Origin of the sequence: Blastococcus sp. MG754426 (genome assembly GCF_021699055.1) — a bacterium.
Lineage (GTDB): Bacteria > Actinomycetota > Actinomycetes > Mycobacteriales > Geodermatophilaceae > Blastococcus.
In genome coordinates this window covers 45,357-67,668 of record NZ_SSXC01000040.1, presented here as the reverse complement: position 1 = coordinate 67,668, position 22,312 = coordinate 45,357, and the positions used below count along the sequence as shown (strand labels likewise).

Annotated in this window: 17 protein-coding genes and 1 pseudogene; 8 read left to right on the top strand and 10 right to left on the bottom strand. The window is 72.3% G+C overall.

Features of this window, described 5'->3' with window-relative positions; genetic code table 11:
• Window positions 1-423: 423 nt before the first annotated feature.
• Entirely contained in the window at window positions 424-597 is a 174-nt protein-coding gene (locus E9549_RS13930; RefSeq protein WP_236827142.1) for a hypothetical protein, read from the top strand.
• Between the two features lie 51 nt (window positions 598-648).
• On the opposite strand, the gene E9549_RS13925 is transcribed toward E9549_RS13930, so the two are convergent.
• On the bottom strand, window positions 649-1,449 hold the full coding sequence (locus E9549_RS13925; RefSeq protein WP_236827141.1) for a hypothetical protein: 801 nt from the start codon (window positions 1,447-1,449) through the stop codon (window positions 649-651).
• Window positions 1,450-1,697: 248 nt separating this feature from the next.
• Between E9549_RS13925 and E9549_RS13920 the strand changes: the two genes are divergently transcribed.
• Both E9549_RS13920 and E9549_RS13915 read left to right on the top strand, forming a co-directional pair.
• A complete protein-coding gene (locus tag E9549_RS13920) occupies window positions 1,698-2,537 on the top strand; it encodes an ATP-grasp fold amidoligase family protein (RefSeq protein ID WP_236827140.1) in 840 nt (279 codons plus the stop codon).
• 10 nt (window positions 2,538-2,547) lie between these two features.
• Window positions 2,548-3,669, top strand: coding sequence for a glycosyltransferase family 4 protein (locus tag E9549_RS13915; RefSeq protein WP_236827139.1), 1,122 nt, complete (start codon window positions 2,548-2,550; stop codon window positions 3,667-3,669).
• Here the strand turns inward: E9549_RS13915 and E9549_RS13910 are convergent.
• The 5 genes from E9549_RS13910 to E9549_RS13890 form a co-directional block, all read right to left on the bottom strand.
• Window positions 3,663-5,171 (bottom strand): sugar transferase, encoded by a 1,509-nt coding sequence (locus E9549_RS13910; RefSeq protein WP_236827138.1) that lies wholly within the window; start codon window positions 5,169-5,171, stop codon window positions 3,663-3,665. The genes E9549_RS13915 and E9549_RS13910 overlap by 7 nt on opposite strands.
• Before the next feature lie 264 nt (window positions 5,172-5,435).
• The gene (locus tag E9549_RS13905; RefSeq protein ID WP_236827137.1) at window positions 5,436-7,091 is read right to left on the bottom strand and encodes a polysaccharide biosynthesis tyrosine autokinase; all 1,656 of its coding nucleotides are present in this window, start codon (window positions 7,089-7,091) and stop codon (window positions 5,436-5,438) included.
• A 115-nt stretch (window positions 7,092-7,206) separates the two neighbouring features.
• Entirely contained in the window at window positions 7,207-8,277 is a 1,071-nt protein-coding gene (locus tag E9549_RS24205) for a glycosyltransferase family 4 protein (protein WP_236827136.1), read from the bottom strand.
• On the bottom strand, window positions 8,274-9,239 hold the full coding sequence (locus E9549_RS13895; protein WP_236827135.1) for a glycosyltransferase: 966 nt from the start codon (window positions 9,237-9,239) through the stop codon (window positions 8,274-8,276). The genes E9549_RS24205 and E9549_RS13895 overlap by 4 nt, the downstream gene beginning before the upstream one ends.
• Window positions 9,240-9,354: 115 nt before the next feature.
• A complete protein-coding gene (locus tag E9549_RS13890; RefSeq protein WP_236827134.1) occupies window positions 9,355-10,839 on the bottom strand; it encodes an O-antigen ligase in 1,485 nt (494 codons plus the stop codon).
• 314 nt (window positions 10,840-11,153) lie between these two features.
• Here E9549_RS13890 and E9549_RS13885 point away from each other — a divergent pair, with 314 nt between their 5' ends.
• Window positions 11,154-12,473, top strand: coding sequence for a UDP-glucose/GDP-mannose dehydrogenase family protein (locus E9549_RS13885; RefSeq protein ID WP_236827133.1), 1,320 nt, complete (start codon window positions 11,154-11,156; stop codon window positions 12,471-12,473).
• Window positions 12,474-12,524: 51 nt separating this feature from the next.
• Window positions 12,525-13,856, top strand: coding sequence for a hypothetical protein (locus E9549_RS13880; protein ID WP_236827132.1), 1,332 nt, complete (start codon window positions 12,525-12,527; stop codon window positions 13,854-13,856).
• 2 nt (window positions 13,857-13,858) lie between these two features.
• Here the strand turns inward: E9549_RS13880 and E9549_RS13875 are convergent, their stop codons facing one another.
• The gene (locus E9549_RS13875) at window positions 13,859-14,839 is read right to left on the bottom strand and encodes a polysaccharide lyase (RefSeq protein ID WP_236827131.1); all 981 of its coding nucleotides are present in this window, start codon (window positions 14,837-14,839) and stop codon (window positions 13,859-13,861) included.
• Window positions 14,840-15,136: 297 nt separating this feature from the next.
• Here E9549_RS13875 and E9549_RS13870 point away from each other — a divergent pair, with 297 nt between their 5' ends.
• The 3 genes from E9549_RS13870 (at window position 15,137) to E9549_RS13860 (ending at window position 18,084) form a co-directional block, all read left to right on the top strand.
• Window positions 15,137-16,369: an acyltransferase gene (locus E9549_RS13870; protein ID WP_236827130.1), complete on the top strand. Its 1,233-nt coding sequence runs from the start codon at window positions 15,137-15,139 to the stop codon at window positions 16,367-16,369.
• 185 nt (window positions 16,370-16,554) lie between these two features.
• Window positions 16,555-16,884: a hypothetical protein gene (locus E9549_RS13865; RefSeq protein ID WP_236827129.1), complete on the top strand. Its 330-nt coding sequence runs from the start codon at window positions 16,555-16,557 to the stop codon at window positions 16,882-16,884.
• Window positions 16,885-16,971: 87 nt separating this feature from the next.
• A complete protein-coding gene (locus tag E9549_RS13860) occupies window positions 16,972-18,084 on the top strand; it encodes an LCP family protein (protein WP_236827128.1) in 1,113 nt (370 codons plus the stop codon).
• 374 nt (window positions 18,085-18,458) lie between these two features.
• Here the strand turns inward: E9549_RS13860 and E9549_RS13855 are convergent, their stop codons facing one another.
• The 3 genes and pseudogenes from E9549_RS13855 to E9549_RS24500 form a co-directional block, all read right to left on the bottom strand.
• Window positions 18,459-19,907, bottom strand: coding sequence for a sugar transferase (locus tag E9549_RS13855; RefSeq protein ID WP_374201450.1), 1,449 nt, complete (start codon window positions 19,905-19,907; stop codon window positions 18,459-18,461).
• Between the two features lie 544 nt (window positions 19,908-20,451).
• Window positions 20,452-21,492, bottom strand: coding sequence for a CpsD/CapB family tyrosine-protein kinase (locus E9549_RS13850; RefSeq protein ID WP_236827127.1), 1,041 nt, complete (start codon window positions 21,490-21,492; stop codon window positions 20,452-20,454).
• Window positions 21,493-21,573: 81 nt separating this feature from the next.
• Window positions 21,574-21,807, bottom strand: a pseudogene (locus E9549_RS24500) (Wzz/FepE/Etk N-terminal domain-containing protein); the annotation flags it as partial.
• Between the last annotated feature and the right edge of the window lie 505 nt (window positions 21,808-22,312).

Sequence of the window (22,312 nt, the reverse complement as noted above, 5' to 3'; positions counted from 1 at the left end):
GCCGGGGACTGCTGCGGCGCGGGGCGGGAGTCGCGGGTCTCGACGGCCGGCGACGACTGCTGCGCCGCGGTGCTGCTGCCCCCGTCCTGCACGAGCGGGTAGCTGAGGGGAAGGATCCCGACGAGGGCGAGCAGGAGCTGCGTCAGGCGGCGCCGGGAGAGGCGCCGGCGACGACCGGGTCGGAGGCTTCGCCACTGTCGGTGAGCGTTTCGTGACACGCGGCTCAAGGTAGCGTCACGGTTCCATAACGCCAAGCCCGTTCGAGTGAATTTTCCGGCCCATCCGGCGAGTCGTCACGGGTTCTGCTAAGCAACTCGCGGTCTGACCAGCACCGATCCCCAAACATGTGGGAGTGGACTTTTTCGGCAGGTTCTGCCCGCGTCGGACCCCGGCTGGGCGCGTCGCGCCGCCTAGGAAGGTCCCATGACGTGGGTGCTGGTCCTCGGGGCCGCGTGGACGGTGCTGGCCGTGCTCCTGGCGCTCGCCGTCGGCCGGGCCGTGCGCACGGCCGACCGGCGGCAGGCGGCGGACGCCGCGCCGGTGCCCGACTTCGTGCCGGCGGAGTGGGCCGCCGCCCCGCCCGTTCCCCGCCAGTAGCCCGGCTCCACCGGCCCGGCTCGGACCCGCCGACGGTCCGGCGAGGCGGTCCTAGGAGCCCGAGGAGCGCCGGCGGCGGCCGAAGGCGCCGAACGCGCGCCGGGCCCGTCCCGGACCCGCCGACCGGTGGTCCAGCGCCGGCGGGAGCGAGCCGTTGCCCGCGCCGGGCTCGTCGGGCGCGACGTCGTCGACGCCCCGGTCGAGGTGCGCGGCGATCCGCACGGGAGCGGGCTCCACGTCCTCGTCGATGTCGGGGTGCAGCGAGATCAGCGCGGCCAGGACCGGCAGCAGGGCGTCGGCCACGGCCTGCCCGACCTCCTCGTGACCCTCGAGGGATCGGCCGATCGGATCGGCGATGTCGTCGCCGTCCTCCCCCCGGCGCCCGGGCCGGGCCGCGGCCAGGGCGGCGACCAGCCCGCGGGCGCGGTCGGCGAACTCCGCCGCCTGCGGCTGCCCCTCCCCCAGCGCACCGAGCAGCGCCGCGGCCTCGCGGAGCGTGAAGGTGCGGGCCAGCGCCCGGGGCACCAGCTCCAGCACCTCGCGGCGGTGGTCCCGGGTCAGGGTGAGGACGAGGTCGGCCTCGGTGACCATCCAGGGCTCCAGCTGCCGGGCCACGAACCCCTCGGGGTCGCCGCCGAACCCGGAGATGACCAGCGCGCTGCGGGGGTGCATCGCGGAACCGGCGACCGCGCGGGTCCCCGCGCTGACCAGCCGGATGTCCGTGGCGGCCTCGCCGAGGAGCCCGCGCAGGTACGAGCGCCCCAGCCCCTCACCCATGGCCGAGCGGCAGATGTTGCCGGTGCACACGAGCAGGACGGTGACGGGGGCGGGGGTGGTCTCCTGGTCGGGCACGGTCCCAGTCTGATCACGGCCGTCCACCGCCCGAAACCTCCGATGGGGTGGTTCAGTTCCGGAGAACGGCCACGCCGGAGCCCGGGTACTAGGGTCGACGCGACACCGGACGCCCCGATCGGGCGCCCGGCAGCAGACACCGCCGGCGTGCCCACGTCTCACACCAGAAGGGGTTCCGGATGCCCCGGAGCGGCTTGAACGAGAGCCTCCGACACTTCTTCCAGCCGGCCCACCGCAGGATCGCCGGGGTGCTCCCCCTCCCCCTGCGGCGGCGGTACCTCTACCTGGCCGGGCACGGGCGGCTGCCGCGCCTGCGCGACCCGCAGACCTTCGGCGAGAAGATCAACTGGCGGATCATGCACGACCGGCGGCCGGTGCTGGCCTGGACGTGCGACAAGCTGGCCATGAAGGAGCACGCGGCCGCGGTCGCCGACGAGGCCGGCATCTCGGTGCCGGAGACCTTCTGGTCGGGCACCGACCTCACCGAGGTCGCCGGGCGGGTCTTCGACCGCCCCTGGGTGCTCAAGCCCAACCACCGCAGCGGGCTGGTCCGCTTCGGCACCGCGGCGGAGACCGTCGACGCCCGCACGATCGCGGAGACGCGGACCTGGCTCCGCGACGACCAGAGCGTGCTGCTCGGCGAGTGGGCCTACAGCCAGGCCCGGCCGCTGTACGTGATCGAGGAGGCCATCGGCGACGGCGTCACGCCGCCCGACGACTACAAGTACCTGATGTTCGACGGCAAGATCGCCGCGATGTCGGTGGACACCGGCCGCTTCACCAAGCAGCACACCCGCACGTTCTACACCGCCGACTGGGAGCCGCTGCACGTGGCGACGGCCCTGGGCAGCGGCGAGCCGGGCCCGCCGCCGGAGAACCTGGCCGCCATCAACCACGCCGCCGAGGTGCTCGCCCGCCCCTTCGACTTCATGCGCGTCGACCTCTACAACGTCGACGGCGTCATCTGGTTCAGCGAGTACACGCCCTACCCGGGCGGTGGCGTGCTGCCCTTCGAGCCGCCCACCTTCGACGCCTGGCTCGGGGAGCAGTGGACGCTGCCCGACCTCGACGACGCCGCGGCGCGGTGATCCCGGCACGATGCCCGCTCCCTCCCCCGGCCCCGACCACCACGACCAGCACGACGACGGCGCGCTCCACGTCCTGAGCGTCGGCCCCACCGGCGGCCAGCCCGGCGGGATGGCGTCGGTCGTCGCCGAGCTCGAGACGCAGAACGGCCTGGACGCCGCGCCCGTGCGGCTGCGGGTCGTCGACTCCGGGGGCATCGGGCCCGCGCCGCGCCGGGCCGCGAACTTCGCGCGCGCCCTCGCCACGGCGGGCACCGCGCGGGCCGACGTCGCCCACCTGCACGTCGCCAGCCGGGGCAGCACCTGGCGGAAGATGGCGCTCGCCCGCGTCTGCGCGCTGCGCGGCCTGCCGTACGGCATCCACCTGCACGGGGCCGGCTACCGCGACTTCCTCCGGGCGACCTCCCCCGCGCTGCGCCGCCGGATCGAGCGCTTCTACGACCGCGCCGCCTACGTGGTGGTGCTGGGCGGCCCCTGGGCCCGCGTCGTCACCGAGGAGCTCGGCGTGCCCGCCGAGCGGGTGCACGTGGTCCACAACGGCGTGGCCGACGGCGCCCCGCCGGTGACGCCCTGGCCGGCCGACCGCCCGAGGCGGGTGGTCCTGCTGGGCCGCATCGACGAGGGCAAGGGCGTGCCGGAGCTGCTGCGCGCGTTCGAGCGGCTGGACGACCTGCCCGACGTGGAGCTGGTCCTCGCCGGCCCGCCGGCCGACCCCCGCGTCGTCGCGCTGGTGGAGGAGGCAGCGCGGGCCCGCCCCGGGCGGGTCAGCTACGCCGGCTCGCTGCGCCGGGCGGAGGCCCAGGAGCTGCTGCGGACGGCGTACCTGCTGGCCCTGCCCAGCCACGCCGAGGGGCTGCCGATGGTGGTCATCGAGGCGATGTCCCGCGGCATCCCGGCGGTCACGACGCCGGTCGGCGCCATGGAGGAGCTGGTCACCCACGGGGCGAACGGCTTCCTCGTGCCGCCGGGCGACGTCGACGCCCTGACCGAGCACCTGGCGCGCCTGCTGGGCGACCCCGCGCTGCGCGACGAGATGGCCCGGGCCGCCTACGCCACGTGGGCGGAGGGCTTCGACGCCCGCACCATGTACGCCGCCATCCGCGCCTGCTGGCGGAGGGCGGCCGGCGCTCAGTAGGCGCCGCGCCCGCGGAGGACCGCGCCGAGGGTCTTCCAGAGGATCATCATGTCGAAGCTCAGCGACCAGTTCTCCACGTAGCGGACGTCGATGCGCACCGAGTCGTCCCAGGAGAGGTCCGAGCGGCCGCTGATCTGCCACAGCCCGGTGATGCCCGGCTTGACCAGGAAGCGGCGCCGCATGTCGAAGCCGTAGCGCTCGGTCTCGCTGGGCAGCGGCGGGCGCGGGCCGACCAGGCTCATGTCGCCGCGCAGCACGTTGATCAGCTGCGGCAGCTCATCCAGGGAGTAGCGGCGCAGCACCCGGCCCACGCGGGTCACGCGCGGGTCGGCCTTGCGCTTGTAGAGCACGCCGTTGCCGTCGTTGTCGGCCTCCAGCACCTCGACCATCTTGTCGGCGCCCTGCACCATGCTGCGGAACTTGAGCATGGAGAAGGTCTGCCCGTCGCGGCCGACGCGGGTCTGCTTGAAGAACACCGGCCCGCGGCTGGTGGTCTTCAGCGCCAGCGCGATGAGCAGGAACAGCGGGAGGGTCAGCAGCAGCGCACCGGCGGCCAGCGAGGCGTCGACCGCCGTCTTGGCCAGCCGGCGCACGCCGCGCAGCTCGGGCCGCTCCACGTGCAGCAGCGGCAGCCCGCAGACCGGGCGGATGGCCACCCGGGGGCCGACGACCTCGGTCACCGCGGGGGCGAGCAGCAGCTCGGCCTCGGTCTTCTCCAGCTCCCAGCCCAGCCGGCGCAGCGAGGGCCCGTCCAGCTCGGGGCAGGGCATGACGGCGACGGTGTCGACCTCGAACCGCTGGACGACGTCGAGCACCTCGTCGAGGCCGCCGAGGACGGGCAACCCGTCGAAGTCGGTGGGGCCGTCGGCCGCCCGGCCGTCGGGCAGGCAGCAGCCGATGACCCGGTAGCCGTGGTAGGCGGCGCGGTCGAGCTCGGCGTGCAGCGAGGCGACGGCGTTGCGGTGCCCGACGACGAGCGTCGTCTGCTGGAAGGCCCCGCCGATGCGGGCCCGGTGCAGCGCCTGCCGGCGGAGGTAGCGCTGCAGGAGGGTCAGCACGGTGGCGGCCGGGAGGGCGACGACGACGAAGCCGCGGGCGACCCGCAGGTCCAGGCCCCAGGAGACGATCGCGACGGCGGCCAGCAGCACCGCGGCGGCGTGCAGCACCCGCCGGAACTCCTCGGCGCCCACCCAGAGGTAGCGCTCCTCGTAGCTGCGGCCGATGTGCATCGCGGCCACCCACACCACGGGCATCGCCAGCGCGGCCCACAGCGAGTACGCCGCCGCACCGTCGACGTCGGTGCCGAACCGGACGAAATAGCCGATCGTGGCCGCGAGCACGGCGGCGACCGCGTCCCCGAGCACGATGCTGCGCACGTAGGCGGCGCGCCAGGCCCGGCGCGCCTCGGTGCCCTCGCCGCGCAGGCGGCGCAGGCCGGGGAAGCGGGTCCGGACCGTGGTCGGCAGCACCTCACGAGTCGTCTGGTCGTGAGAAACCTGCATGCTGGTTCCGAGCCCCCTGGGTGCGTCTGCGTCTGGTCCTGTCGAGCGACCCGAGCACGCTGCCCCACCCGGCGATCACGCAGAGTGAGCAACAACGAACAGTGAGGCGCCTTCGCCTCGTCCTGTCGGACCGCCGGGCTAGACGTTAGCGGTTCTGTGACGATTTGGCTCGCTCACTACATAACTGTACGTAATGAAGCCAACCACTCACGGACCGTCAGCGGCGCAGGTCACATCCCTGTTCGTCCGGCCGGCGCGCAGCGGTCAGCCGCGGCTGGCCGAGTCGGAGCGCTGCGGCGGGGAGGGCGGCCCGACGGCGGGGATCTCGGTGGTCGCCGGCCCGGTGGGCACCTGGACCCGCGCCCCGCCGGCGGGATCGGTCGGCGGCCCGGTGACGACGTCGGCGCGCGTCGCACCGGCCGGCACGTCGTCGCCCGGCGCACCGGCCGGCACCTCGTCGCGCGCCGGCCCGTCGTCCTCCGCCCGCCGGCCCGGCGCCTGGGGCTTCTCCTGGGCGGCGACGGGCCGGGGCTTCGGCTCGGGCTCCGCGGGGGTGTCCCCGTCGTACCCGTAGGAGTGCGGCGACGACGACGCCGGGGCCATGGTGAGGATGACCCCGAGCGTGCGCGCACCGACCCGGTCGAGGATGGCCGCGGCGCGCTCGAGCTCCTCGCGCCGGGTCCTGCCCTGGCGCGCCACCAGCAGCACGCCGTCCATCACCACGGCGACGGCGCTGGCGTCCGCGACCGGCAGCAGCGGGGGCGTGTCGAAGATGACGTAGTCGTGGGTGTCCCGGAGCCGGTCGACCACCGTGCGCAGCTGGCTGGAGGCGAGCAGCTCGCTGGGGTTCGGCGGGATGGACCCGGCGCCGAGCACCGAGAGCCGGCCGTCGCCGTAGGGCTGGAGGACGTCGTCGAGCTCGGCGGCGCCGGTGAGGGTGCTGGTCAGGCCGGCACCGTCGACGAGGCCGAGGTAGCGGACGACCCGGGGGTGCCGCAGGTCGGACTCCACCAGCGCGACCCGGTGCCCGCCCTCGGCCAGCGTGAGGGCGAGGTTCACCGCGACGGTCGTCTTCCCCTCGGCGGCGACCGCGCTGGACACCATGATCACCCGCGGCGGCTGGTCGACGTTGAGGAACTGCAGGTTGGTGCGCAGCTGGCGGAACGCCTCGGCGGCGCCCGACCGGCTGTTGCGCTCCAGCACGTGGCTGGCGGCGAGCTTCGGGTCCCGCGCGATGGTGCCGATGACCGGCGCGCCGGCGACGTCGGAGGCGACCTTCGGGTCGCGCACCGAGCGGTCCAGGCGCACGCGGGCGTAGGCGAGCGCGAGGCCCACGAGCAGGCCGATGAGCACGCCGACGGCGATGTTGGCGTAAAGGTTCGGGGCGGAGGGCGAATCGGCGACCTCCGGGGTGTCCAGGACGGTCACCTTCACCGGCACGGTCGTCACCGGCTCGACGTCGGGCTCGGTGGGCGTCGTGGTGGTCGTCTCCACCTCGATCACCAGCTCGGTGAACTCAGCGGCGACGGCCGCGGCGATGTCGCGCGCCCGCTGCGGCGAGGTGTCGGTGACCGTGATGCCCAGCACCGTGGTGTCGGGCACCACCGAGGGCTCGACCCGCTGCTGCAGGCCCGAGGGGCTGAGGTCGAGGTCGAGCCGTTCGATGACGCCCTCGGCCAGGCGCTCGCTGCCGAGGATCTGGACGTAGGAGGCCACCCGGTTCTGGGCGAACTGGCTGCCCTGGAACGCGGCGGTGGTGGAGGTGGCGTCGGTGGAGGTCACCCACACCTGCGCGGACGAGGTGTAGGTCGGCGTCATCATCAGGGCCATCGCGGCCCCGACGCCCCCGCCCAGGAGCATCCCGATCACGGGCAGGAACCACCCGGCCCGGATCGCCGCGATGGTGTCTCTGAGTTCCACTACTTCCTCGTCTTTCGGTGATCGAGGCCCACGGGTGCGGGCCGCAGCCGCGGTCGTCGCACGGGCTACGCGACTGCTGCCCCAGCCGATTCGAGCAGGTGAAGAGCGCTCCAGGCTAGGTATTGTCCGGCGGATCGCGCCGCGCGGCGTCACCCGTTCGGGCTTCTTCCACGCACTTTCGCCAGTGCTCGACGAAGACCTTGCGCACGACCGCGTTGGAGTGCCGGGCACGTACACGGTCCCACGCGCGGCGGCCGAGGCCCTGCGCCAGCTCCGGGGAGCCGGCCATCCGGCGGATCGCCGTCCCCAGCGCGTCGGCGTCGGCGGGCGGGACGACCATGCCGGTGTCGTCGACCACCTCGGCGATCTGGCCGACGTCGCTGGCGATGACCGGCGTCGCGAGGCTCATCGACTCCAGGATGATCATCGGCATCGCCTCCGCCCGGCTGGGCAGCACCAGCGCGACGGCGGTGCGCAGGCGGGCGCGCACCTGCTCGGGCGAGACCGGGCCCTCGAACACCACCCCGCTGGGCAGCGGGTCGGGCAGCCGGAACTGCGGCGCGAGGTCGCCGAAGAGCACGAGCTGCTCGCCGTCGAGCCGGGCGGCCGACCACGCGTCGAGGAGCACGTCGGCGCCCTTGCGCGGGCCGATCTCGCCGGCGAAGACAAACCCCGAGCGCCCGGCGCCGACCGGGTCCTCCTCGATCGGCACGCTGTTGGCCACGCGGACGGCGTCGATGCCCAGCGAGCGCAGCACCTCGGCGGCGGGCTCGGTGAGCACGAAGACCACCGCGGGCAGGCGCAGCACCAGGCGGGCGAGCCACCGGTTGCCCTCGGCGAAGGCGACGAACTGCGAGCCGTGCACCAGGACGGTGCAGCAGACCCCGCGGCGGCGGGCGAGGGCGAGCAGCAGGCCCTCGCGCAGGAAGGAGCCGTGCTGGGTCAGGTGGAAGTGCCACACGTCGGTGGGCTCCACCTTGCTGGTCAGCACGCTCAGCGCCGTCCGGGCGAAGGCGGTCAGGGTGCGCCGCCGGTCGCCGTGCCAGTAGGAGGGCCACTCCCGCACCTCGAGGTCCGGGCCGGACCAGGAGTTCGTGGTGCGCACGACGGAGGAGACACCCCCCCGCCCCTGCGACGCGTTGCCGATCTGCGTCACGCGCAGCACGGGTCGCGAGGGGCGGCTCACGCCGGCGTGTCCCCGGATCGGCGGATCACCACGCCCGAGGGGTCGAGGTCGTCGCCGGTCAGCTGCCCGGGTTCCCGCAGCAGCACCAGCCCCCGCTGCGCGAGCTCGCGGGCCACCTGCAGCTGGTGGTCGTCGACGTGCTCGCCGCGGGCGGCCACCCGCGGGACGACGACCGGCCGGACGCCGAGCTCCAGCGCGCGGAGCAGGGTGCCGACGCCGGCGTGGGTGACGAAGACGTCGCTCTCGGCCACCAGCCGGTCGAACTCCTCGGCGCGCAGCTCCTGCTTCACCTCGCCGGGCAGGTCGTCGCGGGTGGTGACGCCCAGCTGCCAGGTGACGGTGTCGCCGGGGCGCACCCGGTCGCGGACGGCGTCGACCAGCGCGTCGAAGCGGAACGGCTTGATGGTGCCCAGGCTGACGAAGATGCGGCGCCCCTCGCCCGTGCGCGCCGGGGGGTCGGTCGCCGGGACGGCGGTGAAGTCGTCGAGCAGCGAGGGGCCCAGCCGCCAGCCGGGGCGGTCGGCCCAGGCGGCGTGCTGGCTGTAGCGCTGCGCCCGCGGGAGCCGCTCGAGGATGCGGCCGGTGGCCGACGGCCCGTCGAAGCGGGAGACGCTCTCGATGTAGACGAACGGGAGCCGCCGCAGCTGGGCGATGGCCCAGGCGGCGATGCCGACCGCGGCCCCGGTGCTCAGGACGACGTCGAAGCGCTCGCGGCGGGTGGCCCGGTGCAGCCGGGCCCCGGCGCGGACCGCCGGCACCAGGCCGCGCGGGGGCACGTAGTCGAGGGTGACCGTGCGCCGGTCGCGCAGCAGCGACCGGCTCTGCTCGGAGTCGAAGGTGGCGAAGACGGAGTCCGGCGAGAGCCCGAACCGCTCGGACCAGCGCACGATCTGGGCGAGGTGGCCACCGGTCGAGGCGACCAGGAGCGCGCGCTTGCCGCTGAGCGCAGCGGACAACTCCACCCCTTCACCTGCCGGTTCGGCTCGATCCCGTCGTGGTGGCACCACCGAAGCGTAAAGGGGGCGGGGCGCGCAACCGCCCGAGCACTCGCGATGTCGCCGGTTGGTGTGGCGACGGTCAGCCGACGGCGGCCGGGTGCGCCACCCGTGCCCCGTCGCCCCGCTCCTCGGCGGCGGGTTCCCCGGCGTCGGCGTCGTCGGGCGTGCGGCCACCGAACGATCCCAGCAGGCCGATCAGGAGGAACAGGGGGATGTAGGACGGCGGGGAGACGAACACCGGGTTGCCGGTGGACTCCAGCAGGTACTGGACGATCCAGGCGACGCCGGTGAGGCCCAGGAAGCGGGCGACCGGGTCGCCGTCGCGCGAGAGCCGGAGCAGCCGCCGGAAGACGACGACGAGCGCGATCAGGAAGGCCAGCATCCCGAGGAAGCCGGTCTCGCCGAGCACCGCCGGCCACATCGTGTCGGTGAGGAACATCGCGTTGCCGGTGCGCTCGGAGAGGCCCCAGACGTTCTGGTAGCCGCGCTCGAGGTAGAGCGGGCTGTAGAACTCCGAGGCGGTGTCCGACCCGAAGCGGCCGAACCCGGCGCCGAGCGGGAAGTAGTCCTGGGCGACGAAGAAGGAGTCGCGGGTCATCAGCGTGCGCGCCGCGGTGCCCTCGGACTCGTCGATGTAGGTGGCGACGATGCCCTGCAGGGCGGTGAGCAGCGTCGACCAGAAGACGATGACGATGCCGGCGACCGCGGTGAGCGCCCCCGCGAAGACGCCCGACCGGCCGGCGCGGGAGGTCAGCCACAGGAAGCTGCCCATCATCCCCAGCCAGGTCTTGCGCCGGAAGGACAGGATCGCGACCAGTGCCATGCCGGCGGAGAGCAGCCAGGTGAAGCGGGTCGAGCCCATCGTGGTGTTCCACGCGACGACGGCGAGGAAGCCCAGCGCCGCCATGATCCCGAGCGTGCCGGGCTCGACGAACGGGCCGATCAGCGACGGGATGGCCGAGCGGAAGCTGAGCTGGTCGATGTTGCCGACCGTGCTCTGCCAGGTCTGCGGGATGGCCAGGTTCACCAGGCAGCAGACGATGATGAAGAGGAGGACGCCGACCCCGCCCTTGGCCAGGCGGCGGACGTCGTCCCCGGTCCACTCCAGCTGGGCCACCGCCAGGGCGAGCAGCATCCCCTTGCCGGCGAGGGCGGCGCCCGACCCCAGGACGACGAGCGGCACGCCCGCGGCGAGCCCGCTCACCACCCCGAGCACGCCGTAGAGCGCCCACCAGGGCAGCCCCGGGAAGCTGCGCAGCGGCTGGCCGCGGAGGAGCCGGGGCCCGACGCAGATCAGCAGCGACGACGCGATCGCGAGCTCGTCGAGCAGGTCCACCGCGCTGCTGCCGGTGACCTGGGCGGCCGTCTTGCCGAAGATGCTGACCAGGACGGCGGCCGCGATGAAGCGCTTGGGGTGGGTGACGCCCCAGACGACCACCGGCACGGCGAGGACGACGAGGAGCACGAGGACGGGCTCGTAGGCCGCGGCGGCGGTCAGCCCGGCGACGGCGAGCACGCAGACGGCCAGCGTGCGCGGCACGGTCCTGGTCAGCGCGTCGCCCACCTCGACCCCTTCCCGCCAGCCGGCCGCCCTCGCCCGGGCGGTACCGTTCCCACCGGTCCGACGCGGAGCGTTCCACGCGGGCCGACCCTCGACAATGCCACGCCGCGGCAACCCTCCGGGCCGGCAGCACCCGGCGCTACACCCGTTCGGGTCCGCATGCACCTGCACGGTCGATTCTGGCCCTCCCCGTGGCCGCCCCGCTGGCGTCGGGGCCGGTGCGTGGTCGACCATGGCGGGGGTCCGTGGCGGACGGGCCGGGGAGCGACCCCCGGCCGGCGCGGCGGAGCACCCACCCCGAACCACTGGAGCACTGCGTGAAGATCTCGGTCATCGGCTGCGGATACCTGGGCGCCGTCCACGCCGCATCGATGGCCGAGATCGGCCACGAGGTCGTGGGCATCGACGTCGACGACGCGAAGATCGCCTCGCTGGCCAAGGCCGAGGCGCCGTTCTTCGAGCCGGGCTTCGAGGAGCTGCTGGAGCGCACCCTGGCCACCGGGCGGCTGCGCTTCTCCACCGACTTCGCCGACGCCGCGGGCTCCGCCGTCCACTTCGTCTGCGTGGGCACCCCGCAGAAGCGCGGCGAGTACGCCGCCGACATGCGCTACGTGCAGGGCGCGGTCGAGTCGCTGCTCGACGTGCTCTCCCCCGGCGAGCTCGTCGTCGGCAAGTCGACCGTCCCGGTGGGGACGGCGGCGCAGCTCGCCGACCTGATCGCCGACAAGGCGCCCGGTGCGCTGCTGGCCTGGAACCCGGAGTTCCTGCGCGAGGGCTTCGCGGTGCAGGACACGCTGCACCCCGACCGGCTGGTCTACGGCCTGCCCGCCGGCGCCGACGGCGACACCGCCCGGGCGCTGCTCGACGAGGTGTACGCGCCGATCGTCGAGCGCGGCACCCCGAAGGTGGAGAGCGACTACGCCACCGCCGAGATGGTGAAGACGGCGGCCAACTCGTTCCTCGCCACGAAGATCTCCTTCATCAACGCGATGGCCGAGCTGTGCGAGGCGACCGGTGCGGACGTGAAGCTGCTGGCCGACGCGATCGGCTTCGACGACCGGATCGGCCGCAAGTTCCTCAACGCCGGCCTCGGCTTCGGCGGCGGCTGCCTGCCCAAGGACATCCGCGCCTTCATGGCCCGCGCCGGTGAGCTCGGCGCCGACCAGGCGCTGACGTTCCTGCGCGAGGTCGACAACATCAACATGCGCCGCCGCATCCGCATGGTGGAGCTGGCCCGCGAGGTCTGCGACGGCTCGCTGCTGGGCAAGCGGGTCGCCGTCCTGGGCGCGGCGTTCAAGCCCGACAGCGACGACATCCGCGACTCCCCGGCGCTCAACGTCGCCGCGCAGCTGCAGCTGCAGGGCGCCGTCGTCCGGGTGACCGACCCGGCCGCGATCGAGAACAGCCGCCGGCAGTGGCCGCAGCTGGACTACGCGGCGACGCCGGAGGAGGCCGCCGAGCGCGCCGACGCCGTGCTGGTGCTGACCGAGTGGAAGCAGTACCGCGAACTCGACCCGGAGGCGTTCGGCCGGGTGGTCAAGCAGAAGCGCGTGCTGGACGGGCGCAACGCCCTGGACCGCGAGGCCTGGACCGCCGCCGGCTGGACGTACCGCGCCCTCGGCCGCCGCGCCGGCTGATCCAGCCCCCACCGAACTCCCTGCCGTGCCGCTGACCCCCTGCGAACGCCCGTGGTGATCCGACGCGTCGGCCGGGCCGTGCGCGGCGGCAAGCTGGTCAGCCGGGGGCTCACCGTCGCCGACCAGGCGATCTCCAGCGCCAGCAACATGCTGCTGTCGGTGGCGATCGCCACCGGCGTGAGCGCCGCCGTCTTCGGTGAGTTCGCGCTGATCTACAGCATCTACTGGCTGCTGCTGGGCGGGACGCGCGCCGCCGTCCTGGACCCGCTGCTCATCACGCAGCGGAACGTGCTCAAGGGCGCGCCGGTGCACCTGGTCGCCGCGGCGTCGGCGACGGCGGTCGGCGCGCTCGGCATCCCGGTCGGGCTGCTGCTGCTGGCCACGCCGCTGGACGTGGCCTGGGCGGTGTTCTTCCTCGGCCTGCCGGTGCTGCTGCTCCAGGACGCGCTGCGCTACGTCGGGTTCCTCGAGCAGCGGCCGGGCCGGGCGGTGCTGCTGGACGGCGTCTGGCTGGTCGTCATGGTCGTCGCCACCGTGCTGGCGCTGACCGGGGCGATCGCCGGGACGGCGGCGGTGCTGGGGCTGTGGATCCTCGGCGCGCTGCTGGCCGACGTCATCGGGCTGGCCGCGTTCGGCTTCCGGCGGGAGCCGGTGCGGCTGCGGCAGCGGCTGAAGGCGATGTGGCCGGTGTCCGGCCCGCTGCTGGGCGACTTCGCGCTCTCGTCGGGCTCGGGGCAGCTGACGATCTTCGTGCTGCCACTGGTGGCCGGCACGGCGCTGCTGGGCCAGTTGAAGGCCGCGCAGGTGGCCAACGGCCCGCTCAACATCACCGTCGCCGCGGCGAGCGTCATCTGCCTGCCGATGGTGGCGCGCGCGGTGGAGTCCGACGCCGGCCGGGCGCTGCGCATCGGCCGGATGGCGTCGCTGGCGCTGGCCGGGGTGGCGGTCGTCTACGGCACGGTGCTGGTGCTGCTGCCGGAGGACGTGGGCCGGGCGCTGTTCGGCGAGTCGTGGGGCTCGGGCTGGCTGGTCGCCGCGGTGAGCCTGCAGATGGTGCTGTTCGGCATCACCCACGGCGCGCTGCTGGCGATGCGCGGTTCGCGCAACACCAAGGCGGCGCTGCGGGTGCGCATCGGCGTGGCGCCGATCGCGGTGTTCCTGCCCGTGGCGCTCACCGCGGTGTGGGGCCGCACCGGGCTGATGGTGGGGCTGGTGGTCGCCGCGGCGATCATGTCGCTGGCGAGCTGGCTGGTCGCCGTCCGGGTGGTGCCGCAGACGCCGCCCGACGCGGAGGGGCCGGACGGCGACGAGCCCGTGCCGGGCCCGGAGGCCGCCCCGACCGGCAAGAACCCGCTGGGCTCGCCGGCGTCAGCGGCGCAGTAGCGTCACTCGGCCGGCGGCTCGATGGCGACGCTCTCCCGCGACTCGCCCCAGCGGGCGTCGGAGAAGTAGACGGTGTGCTGGCGCCGGGTGTTGCTCGCGGCGTAGATGCCCTGCTTGAAGTAGATGCTCTGGCCCTCGAACAGGGTGGCCCCGACGGCGTTGACCACCCGCTCGCCGTTGATCCACACCTGCACGTTGCCCTCGTCGGGCTGGGTGGACCACTCGATCCGGACGACGTGGTCGAGCCACACCCCCCGCTCCAGCGGGCCGAGGTCGTAGGTGGCGACGTACTGGGCGGACTCGCGGCCCTGCAGCCCGCCGCGCAGCGAGAGCCGGATCTCCGGGTCGGGGCCGGCGGTGACCCAGAGGTCGACGTTGGGCGAGCCCTCGTTCGCCGTCTGGTGCCACTGGGTGTAAATCAGGAACTCGTCGCCACCGTCCCAGAAGAAGTCATCGGGGAAGTAGGTCGACCACGAGTACCACTGGACGTCGCCCTCGCGGGGCACGCCGGCCTCCTGGATGGTGGAGCGCACCTCGCCGCGGATGGTCGTGTCGACGCCGAAGGTGAAGTCGCCCGGGCGCGCGGAGAAGGCGGCGGAGTAGTCGTAGCCGGGGCGGACCGGCTCGTCGACGACGCGGACCTGCTCGGGGCGGGCGGCCTGGACCTCGCTCCAGTCGGAGAGGTCGCCGTCGGCGTAGCTCCACACCTGCTCGGGCTCCACGACCTCCTCGGCCGACGCCGAGCCAGAGGGGGAGGCGTCCGTCGGCCGGGTGATGTCGAACCGGTCGCCGGTCGTCGGCACGGGCTCCAGGTCGGCGCGCGGGACCGCGGTGGACTCGATGGGGGTCGACGTCGGCTCGGCCGTGGCGTGCGGCGTCTCGCCCTCGCCGCTGTCGGGCTCGCCGGAGCCGCAGGCGGTGAGCACGAGCGACGCCGTCACCACCAGGGCGAGCGGGAACCGGCGGCGTCCTCGAGTCGTCACGGTTCCCTCTTGGTCCTGGTATCGGCGCGGTGGGCGGCGCAGCGCCCCGGACGGCGGCCGGCTCGCGCGGCGCGAACCCGCGCCGGGTGACCACGGGCGGGAGGCCCGAGGTTACCCATCGCGAGCTCGTGACCGCAGAGTCACCGCCACGCGTATGGAACGAGGTGTTCACGTGCTGTGTTCCCCGGCGGAGAGCGGCGACGGCGCGCAGCCTCTACTGTGGAATCCGATGATCTTCCCCGGGTGTGTCCTCGTCGAGAAGCCCGAGGTGCCCCGTGCACCTCGGAAGGGTTAGTGGTGTCGGCACCTCGACCCGGCACGACCTCCCACGGCACCCCCGCTCGATCGGCCGGTCAGCGCGCGGGCGAGCGGCCGTCCGCCCGCCCGGCGGCGTTCCCGGCGCGCCCGCGGGCGTCGTCGTCCGGACCCACCCCGGCCCGGCCGACGGCGCGGCTGGACTCGCTGACCGGCCTGCGGTTCATCGCCGCGCTGCTGGTGTTCGGCTCGCACACGATCGCGACGTTCGAGACGACGCCGGTCGGCGACGCGGTCTACCCGTTCCTGGAGCCGGGTGCGGCCGGGGTGAGCTTCTTCTTCATCCTCAGCGGGTTCGTGCTCACCTGGACCCACCGGCCCGGTGACAAGGCGGGGCCGTTCTACCGGCGGCGGTTCGCCCGCATCGCGCCCGCGTACTGGGTGGCGGTGATCGCGTTCATCCCGCTGAACGCGCTGGCCCGGCCGGAGCAGACCGGCGAGCTCCTGTGGCACATGGCCCCGTCGTTCGTCGGGCTGCACGCGTGGATCCCGGACAACGAGTACTACTGGGCCGGCAACGGCGTCACGTGGTCGATCTCGTGCGAGATGTTCTTCTACGCGATGTTCCCGCTGCTCATCGTGCAGGCGCTGCGGCTCTCGGAGCGGGCGCGCTGGATCGCGGCCGGGGTGCTCTGCCTGCTGGTGATCGTGCCGCCGATGGTGCTGGCGCCGCTCACGCACGGCGAGACGGTGGCCGACTGGGCGATCTTCATCTTCCCGGTGCAGCGGCTGTGGGAGTTCTGCCTCGGCATCCTGATCGCGCTGTGGATCAAGGAGGGGCGCCGGATCCGGCGGATCGGGCTGGGCGGCTCGCTGGCGCTGGTCGCCGTCGCCTACGTCATCGCCGCGTACGCCCCGGCGTACCTGATCTGGGTGGCGATCCCGTTCATCCCGTTCGCGCTCACCATCGCGACGGCGGCGCAGGCCGACCTGGACGGGCGGCCGTCGGTGTTCCGCCACCCGGTGCTGGTGAAGCTCGGCGAGTGGTCGTTCGCCTTCTACCTCACCCACCAGCTGGTGATCCGGGCGGTGGACTACGTGCTGATGCCCACCAACCTGGCCGTGGCCCTGGGGGCGACGGTGCTGGCCCTGGCCGGATCGATCGCCAGCGCCTACGTGCTGTTCACGGTGGTGGAGAAGCCGCTCGAGCGGCGGCTGCGCGGCGGCTCGCTGCCGGTCAGCACCGGCGGCGCCGGCCACACCCCGCGCCGGTAGCCAACGCGTCGATCCCGCCGCAGAGTCACCGCACGTGCTCACCAGGTTTGGGGGGCCGTGCGAATCGCGGAACCACGCCCCTGACCAGGCATGCGGGCGTACCGTCAGGGCAGTAAGTCCTTCGCACGGGAACGGCCCATCCCTGTCGGATCCGGCGGCGAGCCGGCGACACCTAGGAAGAGCCCATGAGCTGGGTGCTGGTCCTCATCGCGGTGTGGGTGGTCGTCGCCCTGGCTGTGGCTCTCGTGATCGGCCGCAGCATCCACCTGGCCGACCTCAAGCGGCAGGCGGCCCTGGACCGGCATCTGACGTTCGGCGGACCGGATCTCGCCCGTGAGGGGTCGGAGTCACCCCGTTTCGCGGACTCCGCGGACGACGGCCGGGACGTGATCTGGCGGGACGTGGCGGCCGGGGAGGCTCCGCGCACGGCGCCGCGCCGCGGCCGCTCGGCCGTCGGCGGCCACGGTCCCACCGCGAAGCGGGCCACCCGGGACGGGGAGCGACGCCGGGCCTGACCTCACCCGCGTGGGGCAGGGCAGGCCCTGCCCTGACCTGCGCCGCCGTACCCTCGACCGGGTTCGACGACGACGGGGGTCCGAGGAATGCGCAGCGACGCGAACGGCGCGCCGGAGCACGGCACACGCGACACCTCTCCCCTCCCCCTGATCGACGACGGCGACGACCACGAGGACGCGGAGACCGGCCGGCCCCGCCGCGGGCTGCGGCGGGTGCTCATCGGCCTGGGCGTCCTCGCGCTCGTGCTCGGCCTGGTGGCCGGCGGCGGCTTCTGGTTCCTCGCCGACCGGTGGGCCGGCAACATCGACCGCGTCTCCGACGTCTTCGCCGAACTGCCCGAGGAGGCGCGCCCCGCGCCCGCCACCCCGCAGCAGGCCGCCGGCGAGGAGCCGGTGACCTTCCTGCTGGTCGGCTCCGACACCCGCACCGAGAGCGCGGAGGGCGTCGCCCCCGGCGGCCGCTCCGACGCGATCATGCTCGCCCGGCTCTCGGCCGACCGGCAGCACGCCCAGCTGATCTCCATCCCCCGCGACTCGTGGGTGGAGATCCCCGGCCACGGCATGGACAAGATCAACGCCAGCTACGCCTTCGGCGGGCCGTCGCTGCTGGTGCAGACCGTCGAGCAGCTCACCCAGGTGCGCATCGACCACTACGTCGCCATCGACTTCGACGGCCTGATCCAGGTGACCGACGACCTCGGCGGCGTGGACGTGGTGGTCGCCGAGACGACGCAGAACGGCCCGTACACCTTCGAGGCCGGGATGAACCACCTGAACGGGGACGAGGCCCGCTGGTACCTCGGGCAGCGCTACGGCCTGCCGGGCGGCGACTTCGACCGGGTGAAGCGGCAGCAGCAGTACCTGCGGGCCATGTTCGACAAGCTGTTCAGCTCGGAGACCTTCACCAGCCCGCCGAAGCTCGACTCGGCCATGCTGGCGATCACGAGCGCGGTCAGCGTCGACGACACGCTCAGCAACGGTGACCTGGTGAGCCTGGCCTACTCGATGCGCGGGGTGACGCCGGGCGACATCGAGTACTTCACCGCCCCGGTGCTCGGCATCGGCATGGAGGGGCCGGCCAGCGTCGTCTACCTCGACGACAACGCCGCCGAGCGGATGTGGGGGTACCTGCGCAGCGACTCGCTCGGCCAGAACGCCGCCGAGTTCGCCGACGAGGCGCTCCCCGACGTTCCGCGCTGACACGTCCGGCACCTCGACCTCGCCGTCTGATCCGGGCGCCTGACGGAGCCTGGCCTGCACGCAACGGGCGCTCACACCCCGCCTCCCCTGCGCCGCTTCTCAATCAAACGGGGCCGATCAGCTCAGTTCGGTCGGCCGCCTGCGCTGCAGAAGTGGGCGGCTCACATTGCGCCAGGCCCACTGGCTAGGCGGCACCTGCGGCGGGAGAGCGGGCGCAACCTGCCGGCCACCGATGCCCCATACCCCGACACCGACACACTGGGGCCGGTTGCTGATGCCCATACGGCTATCCGACCCTGGCGCTCGCCGAGGGCCGGAAAGCACACCGCTCCGCCCGAAGGTTGCCGGGCGGAGCGGTGTGCGTGAGGCGTGCGTCAGTAAGCGCCCGAGCCGCGGAGGACGGCGCCCACGGTCTTCCACAGGATCATCAGGTCGAAGGACAGGGTCCAATTCTCGACGTACCGCACGTCGATGCGCACCGAGTCATCCCACGAGAGGTCCGAGCGACCACTGACCTGCCACAGGCCCGTGATGCCGGGCTTCACCAGCAGCCGGCGGCGCATGTCGAAGCCGTACTGCTCGACCTCGCGGGTCACGTGCGGGCGCGGCCCGACGAGGCTCATGCTCCCGTTCAGCACGTTGAACAGCTGAGGCAGCTCGTCGAGGGAGTACCGGCGCATGACGGCACCGACGCGGGTGACGCGCGGGTCGCGCTTCATCTTGAACTGGACGTCATTGCCCTCGTTGCTCTCCTCGAAGAGCGTGTCCACCAGCTTGTCGGCGTCCGGCACCATGCTGCGGAACTTGTAGACCTCGAAGGGCTGGCCCCCCTGGCCGATCCGCTCGTGCTTGTAGAAGACCGGGCCGCGGCTGGTGAGCTTGACCGCGAGCGCGAGCACCACGAGGACCGGGGAGATGAGCAGGATGCCGAAGAGCGCCGCCGAACGGTCGAAGACGTTCTTGACGATGCGGCGGTGCCCCGTGAACTCCGGTCGCTCGACGTGCATGAGAGGCAGACCCGCGACAGGACGGATGCGCACCCGCGGGCCGGCGACCTCCGTGACCGCCGGTGCGAGCAGAAGCTCGGCCTGCGTGTCCTCCAGGTCCCAGCCGAGCTGCCGCAGCGCGGATCCGTCGAGCTCCGGGCACGGGAGGACCGCGACGGTGTCGACCTCGTAGGCGCGCACGACGTCCACCACCGAGTCGAGCGATCCGAGAACGGGCAGGCCGTCGAAGGTGTCACTGCTTCCACCGGCGGGGACACAGCACCCGATGACCTGGTAGCCGTGCTCCTTCGCCCGGTCGAGCTGGGCGTGAAGCGCGGCGACACCGCCCCGGTGCCCGACGATGATGGCGGTCTGCTGGAACTTGCCGTGCCTGCGTTCACCGTGCAGCCAGGAGCGCTGCGCCATGCGGTGACCCATGGTCAGCAGTAGAGCGACCGGAAGGGCGACGATGGCGAAACCGCGGGCGAGCTCGAGCCGGAAGGCCCAGGAGACGGTGCCGATGGTGGCCAGCAACATCGCCGCGGCGAAGAAGACCCGGCGGAACTCTTCGGCCCCGATCCAGAGGAACCGCTCCTCGTAGGCACGAGCGACAAGCATGGCTCCGGCCCAGAGCAGCGGGAAGATGACGAGCACCGTCACCAGGCTGCCAACCAGGTCCATCGACCCGCTGACCGGCTGCGTCTCGGCGATCTGTCCTAGGACGCCGGCCGCGATAGCGCTGGCGACGTCGAGCGCGACCAGCCGGCGGACATACCGTGACCGCCAGGCACGGCGCGCGGCCGTCCCCTCGCCTCGCAGGCGAGCGGCGGGCCACAACGGCCGGCGATCACGCTGTCGCGGGATGTGACGGACAGCGCCGTCACTGACCTCAAGCAAAGACAAGCCCCGTACCCCCGTGCGGATGCCAGGACCGAAGCCCCGGCGCGACTGTGCGTACAGCCAGGAACTTCAGTGTTCAACCGGCGCACCGACCGTACCGAGACCGACGAGTCTGCGGAAGGCGTCATGACAAATACACAAACCTCTTTCGGGTGATTCGATGCACTTCGTCACGTGGCGAAGGACTCTGACTACTCTCAGTAGGCGGTCGCCCCGACTTTCAGCCATTCGTAGCGCCGAGCCTCGCCACGTCCACGCTACGCAGCAGACGCCGCAAGCCCGCCGCACTCGACACCGATGGCGGCCGCTCTGAGCCTGCCGACGACAGGGAGTACCCCCGCGCGGCACTGTGACGTCACGCTGTCTACAACTAGAGAAGAAGAAGCACTCTTCAGCCCGATCATCGCCCGAACGTTTCTCGACGCGGGCGACCAACGAGCCGATCGATGACTGACACAGGCGACTAGCAGGAGCCCGTCGACTAACCGCGGTGCTTTCCGCTCTCGCCATATTCGGTGCCGTACCCGTACGCCACGGAACTTGTCGCCTTGGGGGGAACCATGCTCAGAACGAAGCCAAGAGGCTTGGCTCCGACACGTGCAAGATTGGTGCTCGCCTGCGCGACCTGATCCTTCCGACTCTGGCCGTATCGAACAGAGAGCAGCACGCCATCCACGATCGCGGCGAGACCAGAAGCATCCGCCAACGGCAGGACTGGCGGCGAGTCAACAATTACGAAGTCGTACTTGTCTCGCAACTGCCCAAGTAATTCCAACATATGCTTAGACGCCAGAAGCTCGCTTGGGTTCGGCGGGTTGGGGCCAGCCCCAATCACCGTAATGCTGCTTGCGCTATACGCTTGAGCCACGTCCGCAACCTCCGCCGAGCCGGCGAGGATGTTCGTTAGACCCACGCCATTGACTAGACCTAAGTAGCTGGCAATTCGGGGGCGACGCAGATCCGCATCGACCAGAACCACTTCCTTTCCGGCTTCCGCGAGCGCAAGTGCAAGATGTATGGCGAGAGTCGTCTTACCCTCCGCAGGCATTGCACTCGAGATCATGATGACTCTGGGAGGGCTATCTACGTTCAGGAATTGCAGGCTTGTCCGAAGTTGTCGGTAGTCCTCCGCCACCCGGGTCGAAGCACTGCGGTCGAGGACATGCTGCCGCCCCAGACTCTCGTCACGAACGATCGTCCCGATCATGGGGTAACCGGCCTGCGACGAGAGCTCCTCGGCATTGCGCACTGTGCGATCTAGGCGGGTGCGTAGCAGAGCGGCAGCCGCACCGAGGAATGCGCCGCCCACTAGGCCCAGGCCGATCGCGCGCGCTGTCCGTGGGGTACTGGGAGCTGTCGGGACTTCTGGCCGATCTGTGACTGTCACCTTCACCGGCGACGATTCGCTCCCGTCAGGCGTCTCAAGTTCCCTCACCAAGTCGAGGAACTCCGCTCCCAAGGCGGCCGCGATATCCGCCGCACGGTCTGCCGACGAGTCCAGGACGGTGACCTCCAGAATCACCGTACCTGCCTCTGACGAGGCCAAGATCCGATCCGCCAGATCGCGGGGGGATACGTCCAAGTTGAGACGCTCTACTACGCGCGCCGCTAGGTCCTCTCCAGCTAGCAGTTCGGCATAGGAGGCCACTCGCTCCCTCGAGAACTGGCTGCCCTGCAGAAACGCAGAGCTAGTCGTGGAGTCGGTAGTCGAAACAAACAGCTGAGTGCGCGCTGCATACATTGGGGTCGCGAGCGCGCTCGTCGTCCAACCGACGGCCCCGCCAAGGATGGCGCCCAGGGCTACCAACAGCCAACCCCTGCGCAGGACAGCGATCACGGTCCCGAACTGCAACTACATCCCCGATCGCTCCATGAATCCGAACAAGACGTCTAGGCCGCCCGCGCCAGTGGCCCACTCGGAAGAATAGGCCAGGGCGCCACCCACGGACACACCTCCGAGGAGTGACCTGTCATGGCACAGCCTTCCATATCACCCGTTAACCACCCGTCCGCCGACTCGCCAACCGACTAAGCTGCACGTTCGTGACACCCGAGTCGGGCCGGCGGCCACGCGTACTCCTTCTCTCGAAGCCAGGATTCGAGCATCCTCGAGATGGTGGGAGCCTCCGAGTTCACAACATCATCAACGAGTTGCGACACGCGGGGTACGCGGTCGACGCGTTCGCCCCTCGGTCGGCACCTCCGGCAGATACGACAGGCCTGGCCGCGCGCAAGCCGAGTGCGGGGGATTGGGTTGCAGCGGGCCGCGTCGCCATTCGCTATGCGCGCTCCGGCAGTATGTCCTCAGCGCGGTGGTTCGATCACCGCCTAGTTTCCGCGCT

Coding starts and splice junctions, on each gene's coding strand:
- E9549_RS13910 (WP_236827138.1), bottom strand. CDS start 5,171: ATGCAGGTTTCTCACGACCAGACGACTCGTGAGGTGCTGCCGACCACG.
- E9549_RS13915 (WP_236827139.1), top strand. CDS start 2,548: ATGCCCGCTCCCTCCCCCGGCCCCGACCACCACGACCAGCACGACGAC.
- E9549_RS13930 (WP_236827142.1), top strand. CDS start 424: ATGACGTGGGTGCTGGTCCTCGGGGCCGCGTGGACGGTGCTGGCCGTG.
- E9549_RS13865 (WP_236827129.1), top strand. CDS start 16,555: ATGAGCTGGGTGCTGGTCCTCATCGCGGTGTGGGTGGTCGTCGCCCTG.
- E9549_RS13860 (WP_236827128.1), top strand. CDS start 16,972: ATGCGCAGCGACGCGAACGGCGCGCCGGAGCACGGCACACGCGACACC.